16 protein-coding genes are annotated in these 17,004 nt (G+C 45.1%); 11 read left to right on the top strand and 5 right to left on the bottom strand.

What is annotated here, in order from left to right:
- Positions 1-44 precede the first annotated feature (44 nt).
- A complete protein-coding gene (locus BST85_RS13015) occupies positions 45-752 on the bottom strand; it encodes a helix-hairpin-helix domain-containing protein (RefSeq protein ID WP_104813656.1) in 708 nt (235 codons plus the stop codon).
- Complete coding sequence (locus tag BST85_RS13010) at positions 749-1,186, bottom strand: hypothetical protein (RefSeq protein WP_104813655.1); 438 nt, start codon at positions 1,184-1,186, stop codon at positions 749-751. Before BST85_RS13010 ends, BST85_RS13015 begins: the two co-directional genes overlap by 4 nt.
- A gap of 124 nt (positions 1,187-1,310) precedes the next feature.
- On the opposite strand from BST85_RS13010, the gene BST85_RS13005 reads away from it, so the two are divergent.
- Both BST85_RS13005 and BST85_RS13000 read left to right on the top strand, forming a co-directional pair.
- The gene (locus BST85_RS13005; RefSeq protein WP_104813654.1) at positions 1,311-1,610 is read left to right on the top strand and encodes a hypothetical protein; all 300 of its coding nucleotides are present in this window, start codon (positions 1,311-1,313) and stop codon (positions 1,608-1,610) included.
- Between the two features lie 47 nt (positions 1,611-1,657).
- Positions 1,658-2,278 (top strand): flavin reductase family protein, encoded by a 621-nt coding sequence (locus tag BST85_RS13000; protein ID WP_104813653.1) that lies wholly within the window; start codon positions 1,658-1,660, stop codon positions 2,276-2,278.
- Between the two features lie 169 nt (positions 2,279-2,447).
- On the opposite strand, the gene BST85_RS12995 is transcribed toward BST85_RS13000, so the two are convergent.
- Positions 2,448-5,162, bottom strand: coding sequence for a TonB-dependent receptor (locus BST85_RS12995; RefSeq protein ID WP_104813652.1), 2,715 nt, complete (start codon positions 5,160-5,162; stop codon positions 2,448-2,450).
- 48 nt (positions 5,163-5,210) lie between these two features.
- Entirely contained in the window at positions 5,211-6,053 is an 843-nt protein-coding gene (locus BST85_RS12990; RefSeq protein ID WP_104813651.1) for a GLPGLI family protein, read from the bottom strand.
- Positions 6,054-6,229: 176 nt separating this feature from the next.
- On the opposite strand from BST85_RS12990, the gene BST85_RS12985 reads away from it, so the two are divergent.
- From BST85_RS12985 to BST85_RS12950, 8 genes are all read left to right on the top strand, one after another.
- Positions 6,230-6,577 carry a hypothetical protein gene (locus tag BST85_RS12985; RefSeq protein ID WP_104813650.1) on the top strand — a complete coding sequence of 116 codons (348 nt, stop codon included), beginning with the start codon at positions 6,230-6,232 and terminating at the stop codon, positions 6,575-6,577.
- Between the two features lie 199 nt (positions 6,578-6,776).
- On the top strand, positions 6,777-8,219 hold the full coding sequence (locus BST85_RS12980) for a serine hydrolase domain-containing protein (protein WP_104813649.1): 1,443 nt from the start codon (positions 6,777-6,779) through the stop codon (positions 8,217-8,219).
- 38 nt (positions 8,220-8,257) lie between these two features.
- Positions 8,258-8,728: a YybH family protein gene (locus BST85_RS12975; RefSeq protein ID WP_104813648.1), complete on the top strand. Its 471-nt coding sequence runs from the start codon at positions 8,258-8,260 to the stop codon at positions 8,726-8,728.
- A gap of 69 nt (positions 8,729-8,797) precedes the next feature.
- Complete coding sequence (locus BST85_RS12970; RefSeq protein ID WP_146090725.1) at positions 8,798-10,039, top strand: DUF6090 family protein; 1,242 nt, start codon at positions 8,798-8,800, stop codon at positions 10,037-10,039.
- A 112-nt stretch (positions 10,040-10,151) separates the two neighbouring features.
- Complete coding sequence (locus tag BST85_RS12965; RefSeq protein WP_104813646.1) at positions 10,152-10,562, top strand: carboxypeptidase-like regulatory domain-containing protein; 411 nt, start codon at positions 10,152-10,154, stop codon at positions 10,560-10,562.
- A 9-nt stretch (positions 10,563-10,571) separates the two neighbouring features.
- Complete coding sequence (locus tag BST85_RS12960; protein ID WP_104813645.1) at positions 10,572-11,249, top strand: transglutaminase domain-containing protein; 678 nt, start codon at positions 10,572-10,574, stop codon at positions 11,247-11,249.
- Positions 11,250-11,336: 87 nt separating this feature from the next.
- Positions 11,337-12,860 (top strand): serine hydrolase, encoded by a 1,524-nt coding sequence (locus tag BST85_RS12955; RefSeq protein WP_104813644.1) that lies wholly within the window; start codon positions 11,337-11,339, stop codon positions 12,858-12,860.
- Positions 12,861-12,972: 112 nt separating this feature from the next.
- Positions 12,973-13,683: a membrane or secreted protein gene (locus tag BST85_RS12950; protein WP_104814014.1), complete on the top strand. Its 711-nt coding sequence runs from the start codon at positions 12,973-12,975 to the stop codon at positions 13,681-13,683.
- Between the two features lie 6 nt (positions 13,684-13,689).
- On the opposite strand, the gene BST85_RS12945 is transcribed toward BST85_RS12950, so the two are convergent.
- Positions 13,690-16,182, bottom strand: a complete 2,493-nt coding sequence (locus BST85_RS12945) for a glycoside hydrolase family 3 N-terminal domain-containing protein (protein WP_104813643.1) — start codon at positions 16,180-16,182, stop codon at positions 13,690-13,692.
- A 79-nt stretch (positions 16,183-16,261) separates the two neighbouring features.
- On the opposite strand from BST85_RS12945, the gene BST85_RS12940 reads away from it, so the two are divergent.
- Positions 16,262-16,969 carry an NUDIX hydrolase gene (locus tag BST85_RS12940; protein ID WP_104813642.1) on the top strand — a complete coding sequence of 236 codons (708 nt, stop codon included), beginning with the start codon at positions 16,262-16,264 and terminating at the stop codon, positions 16,967-16,969.
- Positions 16,970-17,004: the final 35 nt, after the last annotated feature.

Here is a 17,004-nt window from a genome sequence, read left to right as displayed (position 1 = left end):
AACCCGGACAATGTCCGGGTCAGTTTCTTTTGATCGTTGTTGAGTTACTGATTCAAGTAAACAAAACGCTCCAATCTGGAAAGTTCTTTGTCGTCTACATATTTACCGATCTCCTTCCGGAACTGCTCCATACTGGTGTAAGGCCGATACTCCTCGAACTCGTGGGCCATTCGACCTCCTACACCTGGCAGGGCTTTGATATCCTCTTCGGTAGCTGAGTTCAATTCTACGGGAACAAAAACGTAGTTCTCATAGCGAGCAACCTCTGCCTCGTCAACATATTTCCCGATCTCCTTTCGAAACTGCTTAATACTGATGTATGGTCGATACTCATCAAACTCATGGGCCATTTTATCACCTACTCCAGGAATCATCTTAAAATCGTCCTTAGGGGTTGTATTCAGATTGAAGGGGACAAAAATAGTTGCATATAAAGCCTCCTTATCCATATCTGCTGGAACCATGGCATCCAGGTCGTTCATGGTCAAAAAAGGTCTGTTTTCCATGATCTGACCGATCATCTCGGCCGACAGGCCAATTCCGTTTAACTGGTCCTCGGTAGCCAGGTTGGCATTCAAAACGGTGGGGGCTTCCTTGGCTTTGATCTCTTCTTTGGTGACCTCGATCGTTTTGGTCTCTGATTGTTCCGTTTCTGCATCGGCCGTTTTCTCCTGTTCCTGATTTCCTTTACAGGCCACCAATATCAGGCTCATTAATGCGGCACTCAATAGCAGTCTTGACATGTTCTTCATTGTTGATGTATTAAAAGTAAATAGTAAGCGTATCCAATCAGTGCAAATGCGATCAAACTTGCCGGTGCAAGCGCAGGAAGAGCGCCAGACAAGCTTTCTACGAACAGATCCCAGGGTTCTGCACCAGGCTTCATCTCTTGTTCGAACTCAAAATTAGCTTGTAAGTGCAAAAACACCCCATAGGCCCCACTTAAGGCGGTCAACACCATGATGGACCTGAACAAGCCCTCGGTAAATCGAGTCCGTCTCGCAATCAGAACAGCCATCGCTATTAACGACACTCCAATAGCAAGTAAGGGTATTAGCTGCTGAACATCTTCGTAATGGTCCAGCAGATAGAGTTCTAGAGCCGATCCTATCCCGATAAACAGCAGGGCCAATAAGAGAATTCGTGTTACCTTAAATCCGTTATGCTTGTAATTAGAAATTTGCATCTGAGGCGCAAAAGTATGGATGCTGACGTTCTTAAAAAAATTATTTAGACAAATTCTAAATAACGAATTTAATTATTTTGACGCATGGATTTTTTTGATATAAATTTGAGAAGAGGCTATCCCTATGATCAGTTGTGAACATTTACAGGAATTGGAAAAGGCAGTGCGGGAAGATAAGATCGACATCCTTCAAACCGGCGATTGGTGGAATAGCGGATCAAATCAGAGTATCTATTTCAAGTGCTACCTGGACCAAACTGAGATCCTAAGGAGATTTCAATTCCCCGAATTTGTAAAGTACCGCGAATGGAGTGGTCGTACAGCAGGCCACGAAGCGGGCTTTTACTGTGAAAAATGCCAGTCCTCGGTTGTAGGAAACCATCCCAGATATGCCGAAAATATTTGGCCACGGCCCAATTACTAAAAGGTTGACGTGTTTAAAGAGAACGCAGAATGCGGTAACTTTGTAACATGCCATTGTACAACGAGCAAGACTTCCTCGAATTAGAGAAATATTTTAGGATCAATCTGATCAACACTGCCTCCGGGATAAGAAGTCCATTTTTAATTGGAACATGCAACGAACAGGGTAAAACCAACCTGGCTATTTTCAATTCTGTGGTGCATATAGGTGCCAACCCTCCATGCCTTGGGTTTATTATGCGACCACATACCGTAGAACGTCACACCTACCAGAACATTAAGGAAACTGGGGTTTTCACTCTCAATCTTGTTCATACCGGTATCATTGAGTCAGCACATCATACCTCGGCGTCCTATGACCGGGAGGAGTCCGAATTTGATCGGTGTGCATTCAACCCGCAGTATTGGGATCAATTTTCGGCCCCATTCGTCCAGGAATGCAGACTTAAAATGGCTATGGCCTTGCAAGAGGAGCATCTCATTGAATTCAACAAGACCATATTGCTTATTGGGCGTATCATCAAGCTGGAGCTGCCGGACGGGTCCGTGTTGGAAGACGGGAGCATTGACCACCAGGCTCTGGGAACTGCCGGCGTTTCAGGCCTATACAGCTATTACAAGAATAGCGCAATTAAACAGTTAGAATTCGCCCGACCAAAACATCTCTAGTCCAGCGTTCTCATACTATACATTTCTTGCTGACAAAATCATCCATTAAATGAAGTGGGATAAATCAGTTCACAAACCCCAAGGTCGTTAATTCTTCCCTAAAGTGATCGCAGGTATTAGGCGGTAAGCCCAGGCCCGAGCAGATTAAATCTGCTTGGAATCCTTAATTTTACAGCGTAAACACTACCCGTCCAGTAATAAATCTGGGCTGAATAAAGGTCTCTGAAACAAAGACCGAGAAGTTGTTGGCACTGTTCCTGACTTGGGCATCTATGTTTAGGATATTAGTTGCCTTGATCTCGAACTCCCACTTGGAATCACGGTCCTTCCGATAGGACAAAGAGGCATCCCAATTCTGGAAAGATTGGGAATTGCCATTTCCGAGATCCTGGTCTGTGTAAGTGTACCTGGAACGTAGAGTGACCTTCTTCCAGATATAGGCATCAAAATCGATGGAAGGAGCATTGGTACGGAATGTGGTCTTTCCACCTCCCTGATTATTTTCAGTCACACTGTAGCGATAACTAAAAGTTACATTGGGCGCTACCTTGAAGTTAGTCCGAATTCTTGGGGTATAGGTTTGAGTAAAGCCTTCATTGATCGATCTGTTCCCTTGAATGAACTGATTGATCTTACTGTAATTCAGTCCAACGTTCAAACTGGCTTGTACCTTACCAAAGGTCTTCTGAATCCGACCAAAAAGACTGGCTGTTTCGTCGGCGAAATTGGAGTTGAAGAAGGTACTGGTGCGGATCACACTTTCGAAATCCGTCAATTGTCGGATCTGGTCCACATTTTTGGTATACCCTGCCCGAGCAAACACATTGGTGTAATTGAACAAGTTAAAACTACTGTACAGTAAGCTGATATTGTGCGTCAAGGCATTCTGTAACTCTGGTTCACCAAACTGGATGTTATCGTATCGGTTTAGCACTAAGCCTTGGGCCAGTCGGGTAACATCGGTAAACTGGTTGCGCATATCGTAACGAATGGTCAGGGCCTCACTCTTCTTAAATTGAATTCGGGTTTCTATATCCGGGAGAATTCGAAAGAAATTATCCTTAAAGGTTTCGCCAAACTGGCTGTTCTTGTTTCCATAGGAGTGGACAGAGAAACCAGGAGTAAATGTGAATTTCCCGGTCTTCACCCGATAGTGGACCCCTAAATAAACATCACTGAAATTATATTCGGTATCGTTGGTGGCCTTCCCGTCATTGATGGTCGGGGTAGGTTCAAATACTAGTCCATCGTCCAAGAATTGAAAAATATTGGAATTGAATTCCTGCTTACTCAGGATCGTTCCTAGGGTAAAATTCAAATTAGACCGCTTATTCAACACCAGGTAGTAATCCAACTTGGCATCCAGCTGATTGGATTTGATGCGTCTGTCCTGAGCAATGTTGTAAGTGTCCAGTGTCTGATCCAGGCCAAGGGCCTCAGCAGTTGTGTCGTAGGGATCATCACCGTCCGGATCGTTCCCCAAAATCGCATTGTAAAAGGGATCTTCATCCTTAAACAGATGCACAGCTTCAAAGGCAAAGATGTTGTTTTCGTCCAGAGTGTAATAGTAATTCAGATTCTGGTTGATGCTGAAAGGAGTGATCTCGTCGGTCTGGACGGTCCCTCCTACTACGGAAGAAGTCAGGAACTGATCCTGGCTGTCCCGGGACAAACGACCCAGGATGTCATAATCCAACTGGTTGCTAAAATTGGGCTGATACTTCAAACTGAGCTTGGCAAGGCCCTGATCGGATCTTTCCCTACTTCGCTGATCGATGGCCTCATCCGGAATTCCTAATTCCGGATCCGTGTAACGAATAAAACTGCTTTCTCTGGACAAAGTCCTGCTGCTATTGAAAATGGCAAATCCACTGAGGTCCAGACCGGGGTTTGGAGCCCAGCTGAAGTTGGAAGCTGCCAATTTACTTTCGATCTCCAAGGCATTGTTTTGGTTGGTCAAAAAGTTCAAGCTGTTATCTCCCAGATTCAGATCTGTACCACTGGTACGGCTTGGAGAACGGAACCCGCCGCCAAAGCCGCGCAGGTCCCGTCGGGTTAGAGCTACCTCACCGGTGTTGTTGAGATCACCAATGAAATTAATGCTGTATTTCGGACTATAGTAGAAGAGTTTGGGTTGGAGCAAATAGAGTTCATTGTCTGGTGATGCTCCCGCACCAGCGGTCACATTACCGAACCAAAAGTTCTCCTTTCCTTCCCTGAGTTTGATGTTGAGTGCAACATTATCCTGATTATTCCTTACCCCACTCAATTGACCAACTTCAGAATAGTTCCTCAGGACTTGTACTTTATCCACCGCATTGGAGGGAATGTTTTTTGTGGCCAGCTTGGTATCTCCGTCAAAGAAATCCTTCCCGTTCACCATCAGTTTATTCACCACCTTTCCTTCTACCTCAACCTGCCCATCTTCATTGATCTCTACCCCCGGAAGATTCTCTAATACATCTTCCAGCTTACGTTCTGTTCCGGTGTTGAAAGAATCGGCATTATAGACCACCGTATCCCCTCTAACCACGACCGGCATTTCATAGACGATCTGCACCTCATCTAGCGCATTATCTGCCTGTAAACTGAAATCACGATTTAAGTCCGCCTCCGGACTGGTAAAGGTTTCTTCGAAGGTTTTGAGTCCTACATAGCTGACCTGCAAATTGTAGCTTGTATTGGGTTGAAGCTCCAGGTTGTATCGACCTTGCTGGTCGGTAACGCCGTAGCTTTCCAAGGCATTGGTGGCGCTGTTAATGACAACCACATTAGCCAGTTCCAAGGGAGTGTTCAGACTATCGCGAACCACTCCGGTCATTTTAATTTGACCATAGGTAGTTGCAGCGATAAACAGTATCGCGATTAGGCAAAGTTTTTTCATGAGCGCGAATCGGTGCAGGGAAGAACTCCTGTTGACCTTAAGATTGAATTAGTTTCGTCGTCTTCCGCGGTTATCCCGCATCTCTTGCATTTTGGTACGAATGGTTGCCTGGTAGTCGGCCTTGGTGATCTCTTTACCCTTGTCCGGTGCCTGGATCTCGATGGGCTCATCTGGGTTTAGTACGATCTTGGAGCACAACATGGTCGTATTTCCTGCACTGACCTCCATGATCAATCCAGGTAGGCCCCAATATTCAGCTGGACCGTGACCTACAGGTATTTGAAGCGTATACCAGGCTTCAACAGCCGTCATTGGAATTTCAGGCTCGCCAATATCTTCTCCATCGGCTCCACCAGCGGACTCCGAAGCAGAGGGTCTTTGCAGATCACCCCAAGAGAAATCGTACCAGGTCAGTTCGCTGGTTGGCACCATAGCTGTCGCTTTAAAACAGGTATACTGTCCAATCTGCTTGGACTCTCCTCCCATCTTCCATTCGATCTTCGCCAAATTGTCTTTGACCAAAAATTTCTTACCATAGAATTCTTGGCTTTGGATCAATTGGTTGTCTTTTACATTCTTATACTGGTCTCCACGTGAGAAGTTATTTCCCCAAGAGTCGGTCGCACCAGAGATAGCATCAACCTGGTCCTCTTCATAGAACATGGACTCCTCCTTGTTGAAGTTCAGTATAAAGGTCTTCTCTAGTCGGTTCTTAAGACGAGCGTATACTTCTTTTTTCTGGGCTTCGCTTAAACGAGCACCCCAGTTTCCGAGTTCCATGGTCGACTTAGAAAAGTAGAACGCCTGACCTTGAAATTCCTGGGCATTCGGAGTAAAGGAGGCCAGCGCGATAAAGGCTATGGCAACTAATAAAATGCGTATTGGTTTCATGATTATTGGTTTTGTTGAGCGAAAATAATAAAACATTAAACAAAATAAGCGACTTTTTAATAATCTTAACACCTGTTTTGGCTAAATCACTGATTTAACGTGACTTTATCATTTCACGAAAGACTTATGACTAACTTTCTTATAGCTATTGAAAAAGAACCTTTAATTATCGAATTATGAAAAGACTATTTCTTACCGCCATCTTCTTATTTGCCGCATCTGCGGTAATGACAGCTCAAGACACCATCGCACTAGACACAGGCGATAGTATGTGTATTGCCGGGAAAGGACCAGGACAGGATGGAGCAATCAATCCTCATCTGGGAGAAGACAGTATCGCCATCGTGGAGAATGTTGGAAAGAACGAATTCAGCATTCGAATTCAAAAGAAAGGAGAAATTATCAATACCATCAAGGCCTCTCCGGGCTGGGCTGTTGAGGTCAAACTCAGAAAAGACCACGTTATGTATTTTGATAGTGCGACCAAAGCCATGGCAAAGGTGGACTTTAAGAAGTGGGAATAAGTATATAGCTCTGACAGAAACATTCTGAATTTCGTATCGTCCTTATTGCCAACTTTGGTTCTGAAAGCAAAGTTATGTCAGCCAAATTAAGGATAGTACGATGATCATCGGAGATCGTTTATTGGATGAAAAAGGAAGAAAGGTCAATAATCTTATCCTTTCTTCGTTAATTGAATGTAACTTAAATAAATGACCAGCCATGCGAATTTCATACCTCTCCCTGATCGCAACTCTCTTTGTATTTACCCAATGTACCTCTCCCAAGGAAGAGGATTCCAGCTCGAAAGAAGTGGAAGAACTTATTTCCCGGGTCGAGAACGGGCTACAGCCTTTTCTTCAGATCGGTGAAGACAGCCTGCTTCGTTACAACATTGAGGACCGGCTAAAAGAGTTGGGTATTCCCGGAGTGAGTATAGCCGTGATGAAGAACGGCGAATTGCAATGGGCAAAAGGTTATGGAATGGCAGACATTGCGTCCAACCGGGCGGTAAATTCCCAGACCATGTTCCTGGCGGGTTCTATTAGTAAACCTGTGGCTGCCACCAGAGCCCATCAATTGGCCGAAGCAGGAACAATCAGCCTGGATACCGATGTGAATGAATATCTGAGCAGTTGGAAATTGCCGGAAAACGAATTCACGGTCAACGAAAAAGTAACTACCCGAAGAATACTGAACCATACGGCCGGGCTCACAGTTTGGGGCTTTCCTGGTTATGACAAGGGTGATACTATCCCAAGTGCAGCGGAAGTATTGGACGGATTAGGAAATACAGATTCAGTACGCGTCTACAAAGAACCGGGCGAAAGCTGGATGTATTCCGGGGGAGGTTATACCATCATGCAACTGATGATTACGGATATAGAAGGCCAGAAATATCCGGAGATCATGCAGACTAATGTACTTGACCCCCTAGGCATGGAAAAAAGCACCTATGAAAATCCATTACCGGAAAAATACCACGGCATCGCCGCTACCGGATACCGATCAAATGGTGACGAAGTTGAGGGTAAATGGCCTATCTATCCGGAAATGGCTGCCGCAGGTTTATGGACTACACCATCTCAATTGATCCAGTGGGCCGGAGAGATGCAGCAGATCCTGCAAACTCAAGAAGACGGATTACTCAAAACCGCAACGGTCAATGAAATGGTTGTCCCTGGCATGAACGATTATGGGCTTGGGCCAGCAGCAAACGAATATACATTCAGTCACGGTGGAGCCGACGAGGGCTTCCGGGCACAGCTCACAGCTTGGAAAAAGGAACCAATTGCCATAGTAGTTATGGTTAATTCTGATAACGGAAGTATCATCCAGGAGATCATGCTTAGTGTTGCACGAGAATACGGCCTTCCTGATGTCGAAGCCCGCAAACGAGTGGTCAATGAGATATCGGAAGAGCAACAACTCACTTACGAGGGCAAATATCAGTTTCCAGAATGGGGTGAGGCTATAATCCGGGTAAAGGACAATGGCCTGGAAATTACCGGGGAATTTGGTGGTGACGAACCCATCTTTCTGTTGCCAGAAAAAGAGAATACCTTCTTTAACCAGGCGTCCGGAACCTATTATGAATTTGTCTTTGAAGATGACAAGGTGATAAGATTGGACGTCGCTGGTCGAGAAGGTACGAAAGTGGAATAACCCTTACTTTGGATGTCAATCCCTTAAAATTAAGGCCTATGTCCAAAGTTGTACTAATTTTATTCGTTTTCATGATTCCTTTTTTAGGCAATACTCAGGATCTAAAAGGAGATCAAGGCGAATTGATCAAGATCCTAAAGAACATCAAGGAATTTTCTGCGGCCGTAATGGCCTCAGATTACGAGACCATTGGCCAAGCCTATACCGCCGACGCCAAGATCTTCCCTTCCAACCGGGAGATCATCGAGGGGCGCGATGCCATTGTCAAATATTGGACTCCCACCAACGGCAGTCGAATTTCTTACCATCAGTTCATGCCAAAAGAGATCAACATTACCGGAGAACAGGCTTATGACTATGAATATTACAAAGGCAAAACCATCAACGCGGGGGGAAAAGAAATCTCCTGGCAGGGCAAATACGTCGTCATCTGGAAAAAGATAGACAATCAGTGGAAGATCTACCTGGATATCTGGAACCGGGTCCCCAATGATCAAAAAATAGATTAATTGTCCTATTTTTAGAGAAATCTGGTCTCGGTGATCCGTTTCTTTAGAAAAATTCGACAACAACTTTTAATGAGCAACCACTTCCGTAAATACATGGTCTATGCCATTGGGGAGATCATTCTGGTAGTCATTGGGATACTGATTGCCCTGCAGATCAACAATTGGAATCAGGGAAAGATTGAAGAAACCGCTTTACAAGGTTACTTGACCAGTATCTCCAATAATATTCAATCGGATCTCAAGAAGATCGAGTATCTCAAACAAAAACGCATTGATGCCAGTAGCCGGATACCGCATATGACCGGATTTCTGGGATTCATCAGGGATTTTACCATTCGGGATATCAAATTTGCCTCCGAAACCCTGACTACCTCAACAGACATCAGCTACCTGAATACGGACGACAGTGGCTTCGAATCCATTAAGAACTCGGGCTATCTTAGTAAACTTCAGGGTCAGGATCTGGAAAACCTCATCTACCGCTATTACAACCTGGTTGAAGAGATCGAGATCAAAGAAAAAGACTATAATCAGAATATCCGTGAAGCCGGTGGCGACTTCATCGATCAGGAGTTTGATTATATGATCTATTTAAATTTCCCGAATTACATAGACGGTCAAACTCAGTTGGACACCCTGCAGGATGGTTTCCGGGAAATACTCTTCCATCCTACTGCCATTAATCTGTTCAACAATGCATATTCCTCCTGCCCGGAACTGGTCATGTATTATGACAACCTGATGATCAATGGCCGGGAGATCGTCAGAATGGTAGAGCAAAATTTGAAGCAATTTGACGATATAAGCAGAGACAATCTGGACGCTATTTTTGATCCAAGCAGTGATATTGGTTATTCCAAAGTAATAACCAATGGTGCCGCCAATGTTGAATTCTTCGAAATAGGATATGCCTCATACAATGATTTTCCCTTTTCCATTGTTAATCAACTGAACCAGATCGATCTTTATGTACCGCCAATACCATGGGCTACCGTCTATTATAGGAATCCCTCCAAGGTCCTTGAAGATAAACTAACCAAGGATTTCTCCGGTTACGAGACGCTGAGGTTGGAAGTAAAAGGCAGTGTGGAAGGAGAGACCATACAAGTGGCCATCAAGGACGATACTGATCCGGACGATGGTTCTGAAACCAAGGTGCCTATCTCTATCAGTACCGAGTGGAAGACCTACGACATTCCCTTATCCAAATTTGAAACGGCAGACCTGAGTCGCCTATTTGTGGTAGCCAGTTTTGTCTTTGATAACAAAGCGCAAAATATCAGTATCCGGAGTATCGAGTATTTGAAATAGACTCCAAGAACCGGATTCGCTTTTCCCTCAACGGATCGACCACTTGACTCATTCTACCTTTTATGACTTGATCATTAGGTCTAGGTTTGAGTGAATCAAAACCATTTTTATTATGAAAACACACATTAACTCAAAAAAGAAGGCGTTTGAAAAACGAGTAATTCTTACTGCACTGATCTTTTTATTTGGTCTGATGGTAAGTCCGATGTTGGCACAAAATACGGACCGGGAAGTAAGCGGAAGAATCCAGAGTATGGATGGTCCTGTATCCGGGGCATCCATCATCTTAAAAGGAACTTCAATCTGGGCCTCCTCAGATGATGACGGCTTCTTTACCTTCCCGCAGACCCTCAAACAAAATGACATCTTGGTGATCACCTCCCTGGGTTATTACGACAAGGAAGTGGTCATCAAAGGAGATACTTCGCATATCGAACCCATACTGGAAGATATAGAGGTTGTTATCGTGGGAGCTTTAAGGACCTCATCCTCTAAGGGAGAAGATGGCATGAAGAATGAATGACTGTAAGGAATGAGGTCATTTAATCTCCTTTTGCTCTTCGTCCTGGCTAGTCCAGTTCTGGCTCAACCGGCCGATTTTGATCATATCAATCTCAGGCCGGCTGAAAACCGAGCCAGACAGTTCCAAGGCGAAGAGCTTGACCATTTGCCCATACTTGTCCAAAATCTGACGGCAACCCTAAATACGGACGTGGAGCGGTTCCGGGCCATTTACCTTTGGGTGTGTCACAATATTAAAGGGGACTATGCCATGACTCAAATGAACATCAGAAAACGGAAGCGTTTGCAAGAGGATGGCGCTGGATTAGAGGTTTGGAATTCTCAAGTTCGAAAGGAGATCTTTTCAATCCTCAAAGACCGGAAAGAGACGCTCTGCACGGGCTACGCATTCTTGATACAAGCCATGAGCAGATTAGCTGGAATAGAGAGCGAGATCGTCAATGGCTTTGGCCGATCAGATGGACTAAAAAAAAGACCGATCGGTATGGCCAACCATTCCTGGAACAGGGTAAGACTAAACGGAAAATGGTATCTCTGCGATGCCACCTGGTCTGCCGGTTATTTTGATGAGACCAATCACCTCTTTGTATTTGAATACGATGACTCTTATTTCCTGATGGAACCGGAAAAATTTGCCCAGAGCCACTACTCATATAGCAATCCTGATAAACTGGCTACCGAACGTTAGAAGAATAACCGAATTGTGCTCTCCATATTCGTTGATCTGTAGTAACGAATTCCTATATTCTACGTCCTAGAACAAAACAGCCAAACAATGAGACAGTCCATTAGTTATTTTGCATTCCTCTTTTCATTTCTTCTAGCTCCACTTCAAGCCCAGGAGATCCACCTGGACTCATTAGACAACTTTTTAGAAAAGGTTCGGCAAGACTTCGAAGTGGTGGGTCTTTCTGTTGGGATAGTCCGTAACGATACTGTGATCTATGCCAAGGGATTCGGTGAACGTGAAATTGGGAAGTCAGCTGCTGTGAGCAAGGAAACCACTTTTGGGATCGGGTCCATCTCCAAATCATTTACTGTGTTAACCCTTGGAATGCTGGTAGAAGAGGGCAAGATCGATTGGGATGATCGGGTGGTAGACTACCTCCCCTATTTTGAACTTTATGACCCATACGTCTCCAACAATATGACCATCAGGGACTTATTGACGCATAGAAGCGGTCTACCCGAAGTAAGCGGAGGCAGTCTCTGGTATCATTCGGATCTGGACCGAGTAGAATTGATCAAAGGGCTAAAATACCTGGAACCGGAATCAGGATTCCGCGAAAAACCAGCCTATCAGAATGTGATGTTTGTTGTGGCATCAGAGATCGTGAAGGAAGTAAGCGGTATGTCCTGGGACAAATTCCTTCAAACGAGAGTACTGGACCCACTTAAAATGGATCAAACAACTTCTCTTGCAGCAGACAGGGAGGCAAATAACAACCTGGCACAACCCCACATCTGGGATGAAGACTTCAAAAAAGTGGCCATCGTACAAGAGAAAGGCGACAACCTGGCACCGGGAGGATTTATTTATTCCTCGGCCAAGGATATGAACAATTATATGCGCTTATTACTCAATCGCGGGGTATTTCAAAACGACAGTTTAGTAGGTGAAAATATCCTTGAGGAGATCTTCAAACCCCAGTTTTTATATCAGATCTCTGGAAAACCATTCGGAAACGAGTTCTCTTCCTATGGCTTGGGTTGGTGGGTGACCCCGCATAAAGGCCATAAGATCATTGAGCACAGTGGAGGTATCGATGGGATGTCTGCCCAACTCTTTATGATAGAGGATATGAATCTCGGAGTGGTCATCCTGACCAACGTTTCCAAAGAACCAGCCTCCTTCCTGATCAAGGCTAAACTGATGGAATGGATCATGGACGATCCCGCCTTCGATTTTTACCAAAGAGGTCTGGAGTTTCGCGCCAATCGTTTCGATCGTTTGAGAGAAGAGGCAGCCAATCTAAAACCTAAGCCCAACACTCGGCCTTCTTTATCAGTCCAAGATTATGCAGGGCACTATCACGATCGCATGTACGGTGACATTAGCATCAATCAACTTCAATCTGGAGAATTGGAGCTATCCTTTTCCCGAACACCACTATTTACAGGCAAACTAAGCCACTGGCATTACGACACCTTTAAAATAGATTGGGAAGACATTAGAGTGCCGGATGGTTTCCTGACCTTCAATTTCGACTCTGAGATGAACATCACCGGCTTTAGCCTGGATCAGGACAATTTGCTTGATGTGGATTTTGACGAATTGACTATTCTCCGAAAAAACTAAGTAACCTGCACTGGGATTGCCTTAGGTCACCCCATTACTTCTTTGAACAAGATCAACCGACTTTCATGGTGTAGGCGATATGATTATCTTTAAGATGACTAATTTCCGTATCATGAAGAAACTGTTCTTTTCGCTACTCCTATATACTATTATATGTACGGTCAATGCCCAATCTCCAATAGGTGCCTGGGAAGGTATTTCGACCAACGACGCCGGCCAAAAAGTGAGAACTGTAGTTATTTTTGCGGATGGCTACCAAGTAGCTACTTGGTATGAGGCTGATTCTGGTAAATTCATCTCCACCAATGGAGGTACTTGGAGCCTGGAAGGGGATACCATGAGCGAGACCGTCGAGTTTCACACCGATAATCCTGAGATGGTAGGTCAAACCGTAAGCTTTGAAATCACCATGGACGACAACAAAATGGGGATAGTAGGCCGTGAAATGGTCTTGATCCGTATTGATGATGGAGCTCCAGGAGCCTTGCAGGGAGCCTGGTTAATGTCCGGCCGAAAACGCAACGGGGAGATCCAATCCCGGGATACAAACCGCCCCAGAAAGACCATGAAGATCCTCTCCGGAACGCGCTTTCAATGGATCGCCTACAATACGGAAACCAAGCAGTTCATGGGCACGGGAGGTGGCACTTACACCACAGTTGACGGCAAGTACACTGAAAATATTGAATTCTTCTCCCGAGACGACTCACGTGTTGGCATGGGCCTGGAATTCAATTATGAGTTGGTAGATGGCGCCTGGCATCATTCGGGTTACTCCAGTAAGGGAGATCCGATGTACGAGATTTGGAGCGTGAGAAACTAGTCCTGGTCAACGTTGCATGACAGAAGAGCGGATAGATCCGATCCCACCGATTCCATCTTCCTCGTTTTTAGTTGCCCTAGGAATTAACTGCTGTTGTAGTTTAATCTCACGAGAAGAAGCTCCCACCTCCAGGCTGTAGGCTCCATCTTCTAACTTCCATCCTTCTTGATCCTCATCCCAATAGCGAAGCTCCGAAATTGGAAACTGCAAACTGATCTCTTGGCTTTCACCCGGCTGAAGGATCTTGGTTTTGCTAAATGATCGTAATTCACGTTCCGGCCTGTCTATCTTAGTTAAGGGAAGTGAAGAATAGAGTTGAACCACTTCCTTGCCGGCTACTTGACCAATATTCGTTACCATCAACCGAATAGTGGCTGTCTCTTCGTTCTGATCAACCATGAGGTCAGAATAATCAAATTCCGAATAGGACAATCCGTATCCAAATGGATAAGAAACTACTATACCCCTCTTGTCAAAGTGCCGGTAGCCAACATAGATACCCTCTTCATAAACGGTATAGTCCATATTGGCTTGCTTTTCGTCATCTGGTCTCTCTTGTGGAGGGAACATCATACCTTTTATGAGATCGGTCATCACCAGGTGACCACCGCCAACTGGAAAATTCGAATCAGAAGCATGGTCGTCTATAGCTATTGGAAAAGTAACGGGTAATTTTCCCGAGGGGTTAACCTGGCCGCTGAGAATATCCGCAACAGAGTTTCCACCTTCCTGTCCCCCTTGCCAAGCAAGAAGAATAGCATCGGGGTGATCCTTCCAGGACGCTGTCTCGATCACACCACCAATGTTGAGAACGATCACTAGTTTCTTGCCCTGATCATGAAAAGCCGATTTAGCCTGAGTGATCATGGTTAACTCCTGATCGGTCAGTAAGAAATCTGCATCCATTACTCTATCACCACCCTCTCCAGCATTGCGACCAATGGTAAGTACACCTACATCGGCAGAGGAGGCTATCTGAGACATTTGATCATCTGAATAGCTCAATTGAGGAGGTAGGTATGGATTGAATAACGCGTCCATTCCTTCTGGTTTGACAAAGAACTCAGCATTGTCCGTCTTGTGTTGGTCAAATATCTTTTTCGCCGTTTCATTGATGGTAAATCCGGCTCCGGTTAGTCCTTCTTCCAGAGATACTGTATAGGCCTCATTGACGTCTCCGGATCCCGTTCCTCCGGCGATGAAGTCGTATGAGGTTGTAGCCAGTAAGGCAACATTCAGGCCCTGGGCAAGAGGCAATGTTTGTTCATTTTTAAGCAGGACCATACCCTCGGTAGCGGACTGTCTCGTAATTGCCGCATGTGCCTCCAAATTTGGATCATTACTGAAGGGAGTTTGCTTCATCTTATGACTAGCCAGGATCAATTTGAGTATACGTCCAACCGAGGTGTCAATAGCCTCCATGCTCAGCTTACCGTCCTCGTAACCCTCTGTCAAAGCATTCCATTGTTTACGCGTACCGGGCTCAAGCAGGTCGTTTCCGGCCATGATCTGGTCTACAGCATTTCGACCACCATACCAATCTGTCATCACCAAACCTTCAAATCCCCAATCACCTCGCAATACATCTGTCAATAAATAAGGACTTTCCGATACATAGGTCCCATTGACCTTATTGTAAGAGCTCATAATGGTCCAGGGTTGGGAGCGGTGAACGATATGTTCAAATCCCTTGAGATAGATCTCCCGCATGGCTCTTTCAGAAACTCGTACATCGTTTAGACTGCGTTCAGTCTCCTGATTATTGGCAACATAGTGTTTGACAGAGGTACCCACACCATGAGATTGTATTCCATTGACGATTGCTGCACCCATGTAACCGCTCAGTAAAGGATCTTCTGAATAGTATTCAAAATTCCGACCGTTACGAGGGTGTCGCTGGATGTTGGCCCCCGGACCCAGTATAACATCAATACCATATTCCTTGGCTTCGTTCCCCATGGCGCTCCCCACATCCATGGCCAGGTCCTCGTTCCAGGTAGACGCCAGCAAAGTCGCAATTGGGAAGGCTGTACAATAATAGGTTCTGTCTTCTCCTTCCCTGGTCGGTTGTATACGCAGACCGGCCGGGCCATCGGAGAGATATATGGTAGGTAATCCTAATCGTGGGGTAGGCACAATGGTACCTACGGCACCCGGTATTCCGGTCCCCGGTTCTGTTCGGCCCATAGCCGAAGCGATACCCGATCCTTTAAGCAGGTGGATCTTCTCTTCCACGGACATGAGCTCGAGTAAATTGGCTACCCTCTTTTCTACAGATAAGCGGTTGTCCTCATAGGGGTCGAGTTCACCGTTTCCATTGCGATCCAGAAAACTATAGCCCGATATTTTCAGTGTCTCGAAATCCAGTTGCTCTGCATAGTCCCCTTCAAAATCTAAAAAGGTTCGATTAAAATACCAGCCGGTGAACAGGCCAGCCGTGATGATTAAAAGGAGTATTAGTCCAAGTGCATTGAGCGATTTCTTGACTGTCTTCTTCATGAGAGCTATATTTGTGTCGAACTGCCACAAATATATAAATTATTAGTTTTGTGACATATAGTCACAAAATATTTTCAATATGGATTTTCACCACTTTTTCACCCATGGCCAAGAAGAGTATCTTCAAAACCTCAGCATAGACCTGGTCGTTTTTGGTTACGAGGATGATCAACTCAAATGCCTACTCCTGAAATTTGGTGATAAATGGGTACTGCCTGGTGGTTACATCCCAAGAGATAGCTCAGTTACCGATGCTGCCTCCCTTATTCTTCGAGCCCGAACCGGACTAAGTGATCCTCACCTTGAATTCCTTTCTGTCTTTGGAAATCCGGATCGCAAATTTGCTGAGCAATTCGAACTCTTTGCCCAAAAACTTGGCATTCCATGGCAGTCGGACTACTGGGTAAACGATCGCTTTGTAACCCTGGCCTATTATTCGCTGGTCGATATTAATACAGCCTTCCCCGTTGCCGGAGAAATGGACGAGGAAGTCCGCTGGTTTTCATTCGACCAATTACCTTCTATGTGGATCGACCACCAAGAGATCGCATCCCAAGCCAGACACAGGATCAAGGAGGTTCTCAAATACAAACCTCTTTCCTATAAGCTCCTGCCGCCAACATTTACCATGCCCCAGCTACATAAATTGCAAGAGATGATACAAGAAGAAAAAATAGATCGCAGTCGGTTCCAGAAGAAGATGTTGGCAACAGACCTTTTTGAAAGACTTCCGGTCGTCAAAAAAGAATCCCCAGGTAGAAGTCCCTACCAATATCAGCTCAAATAAAACGACCAGAATTATTTCTGCGATAGTCCTTTAAT

The organism is Aureitalea marina (genome assembly GCF_002943755.1).
Lineage (GTDB): Bacteria > Bacteroidota > Bacteroidia > Flavobacteriales > Flavobacteriaceae > Aureitalea > Aureitalea marina.
The sequence above is the reverse complement of the archived record's forward strand: the minus strand, read 5'-3'. Positions and strand labels throughout refer to the sequence as shown.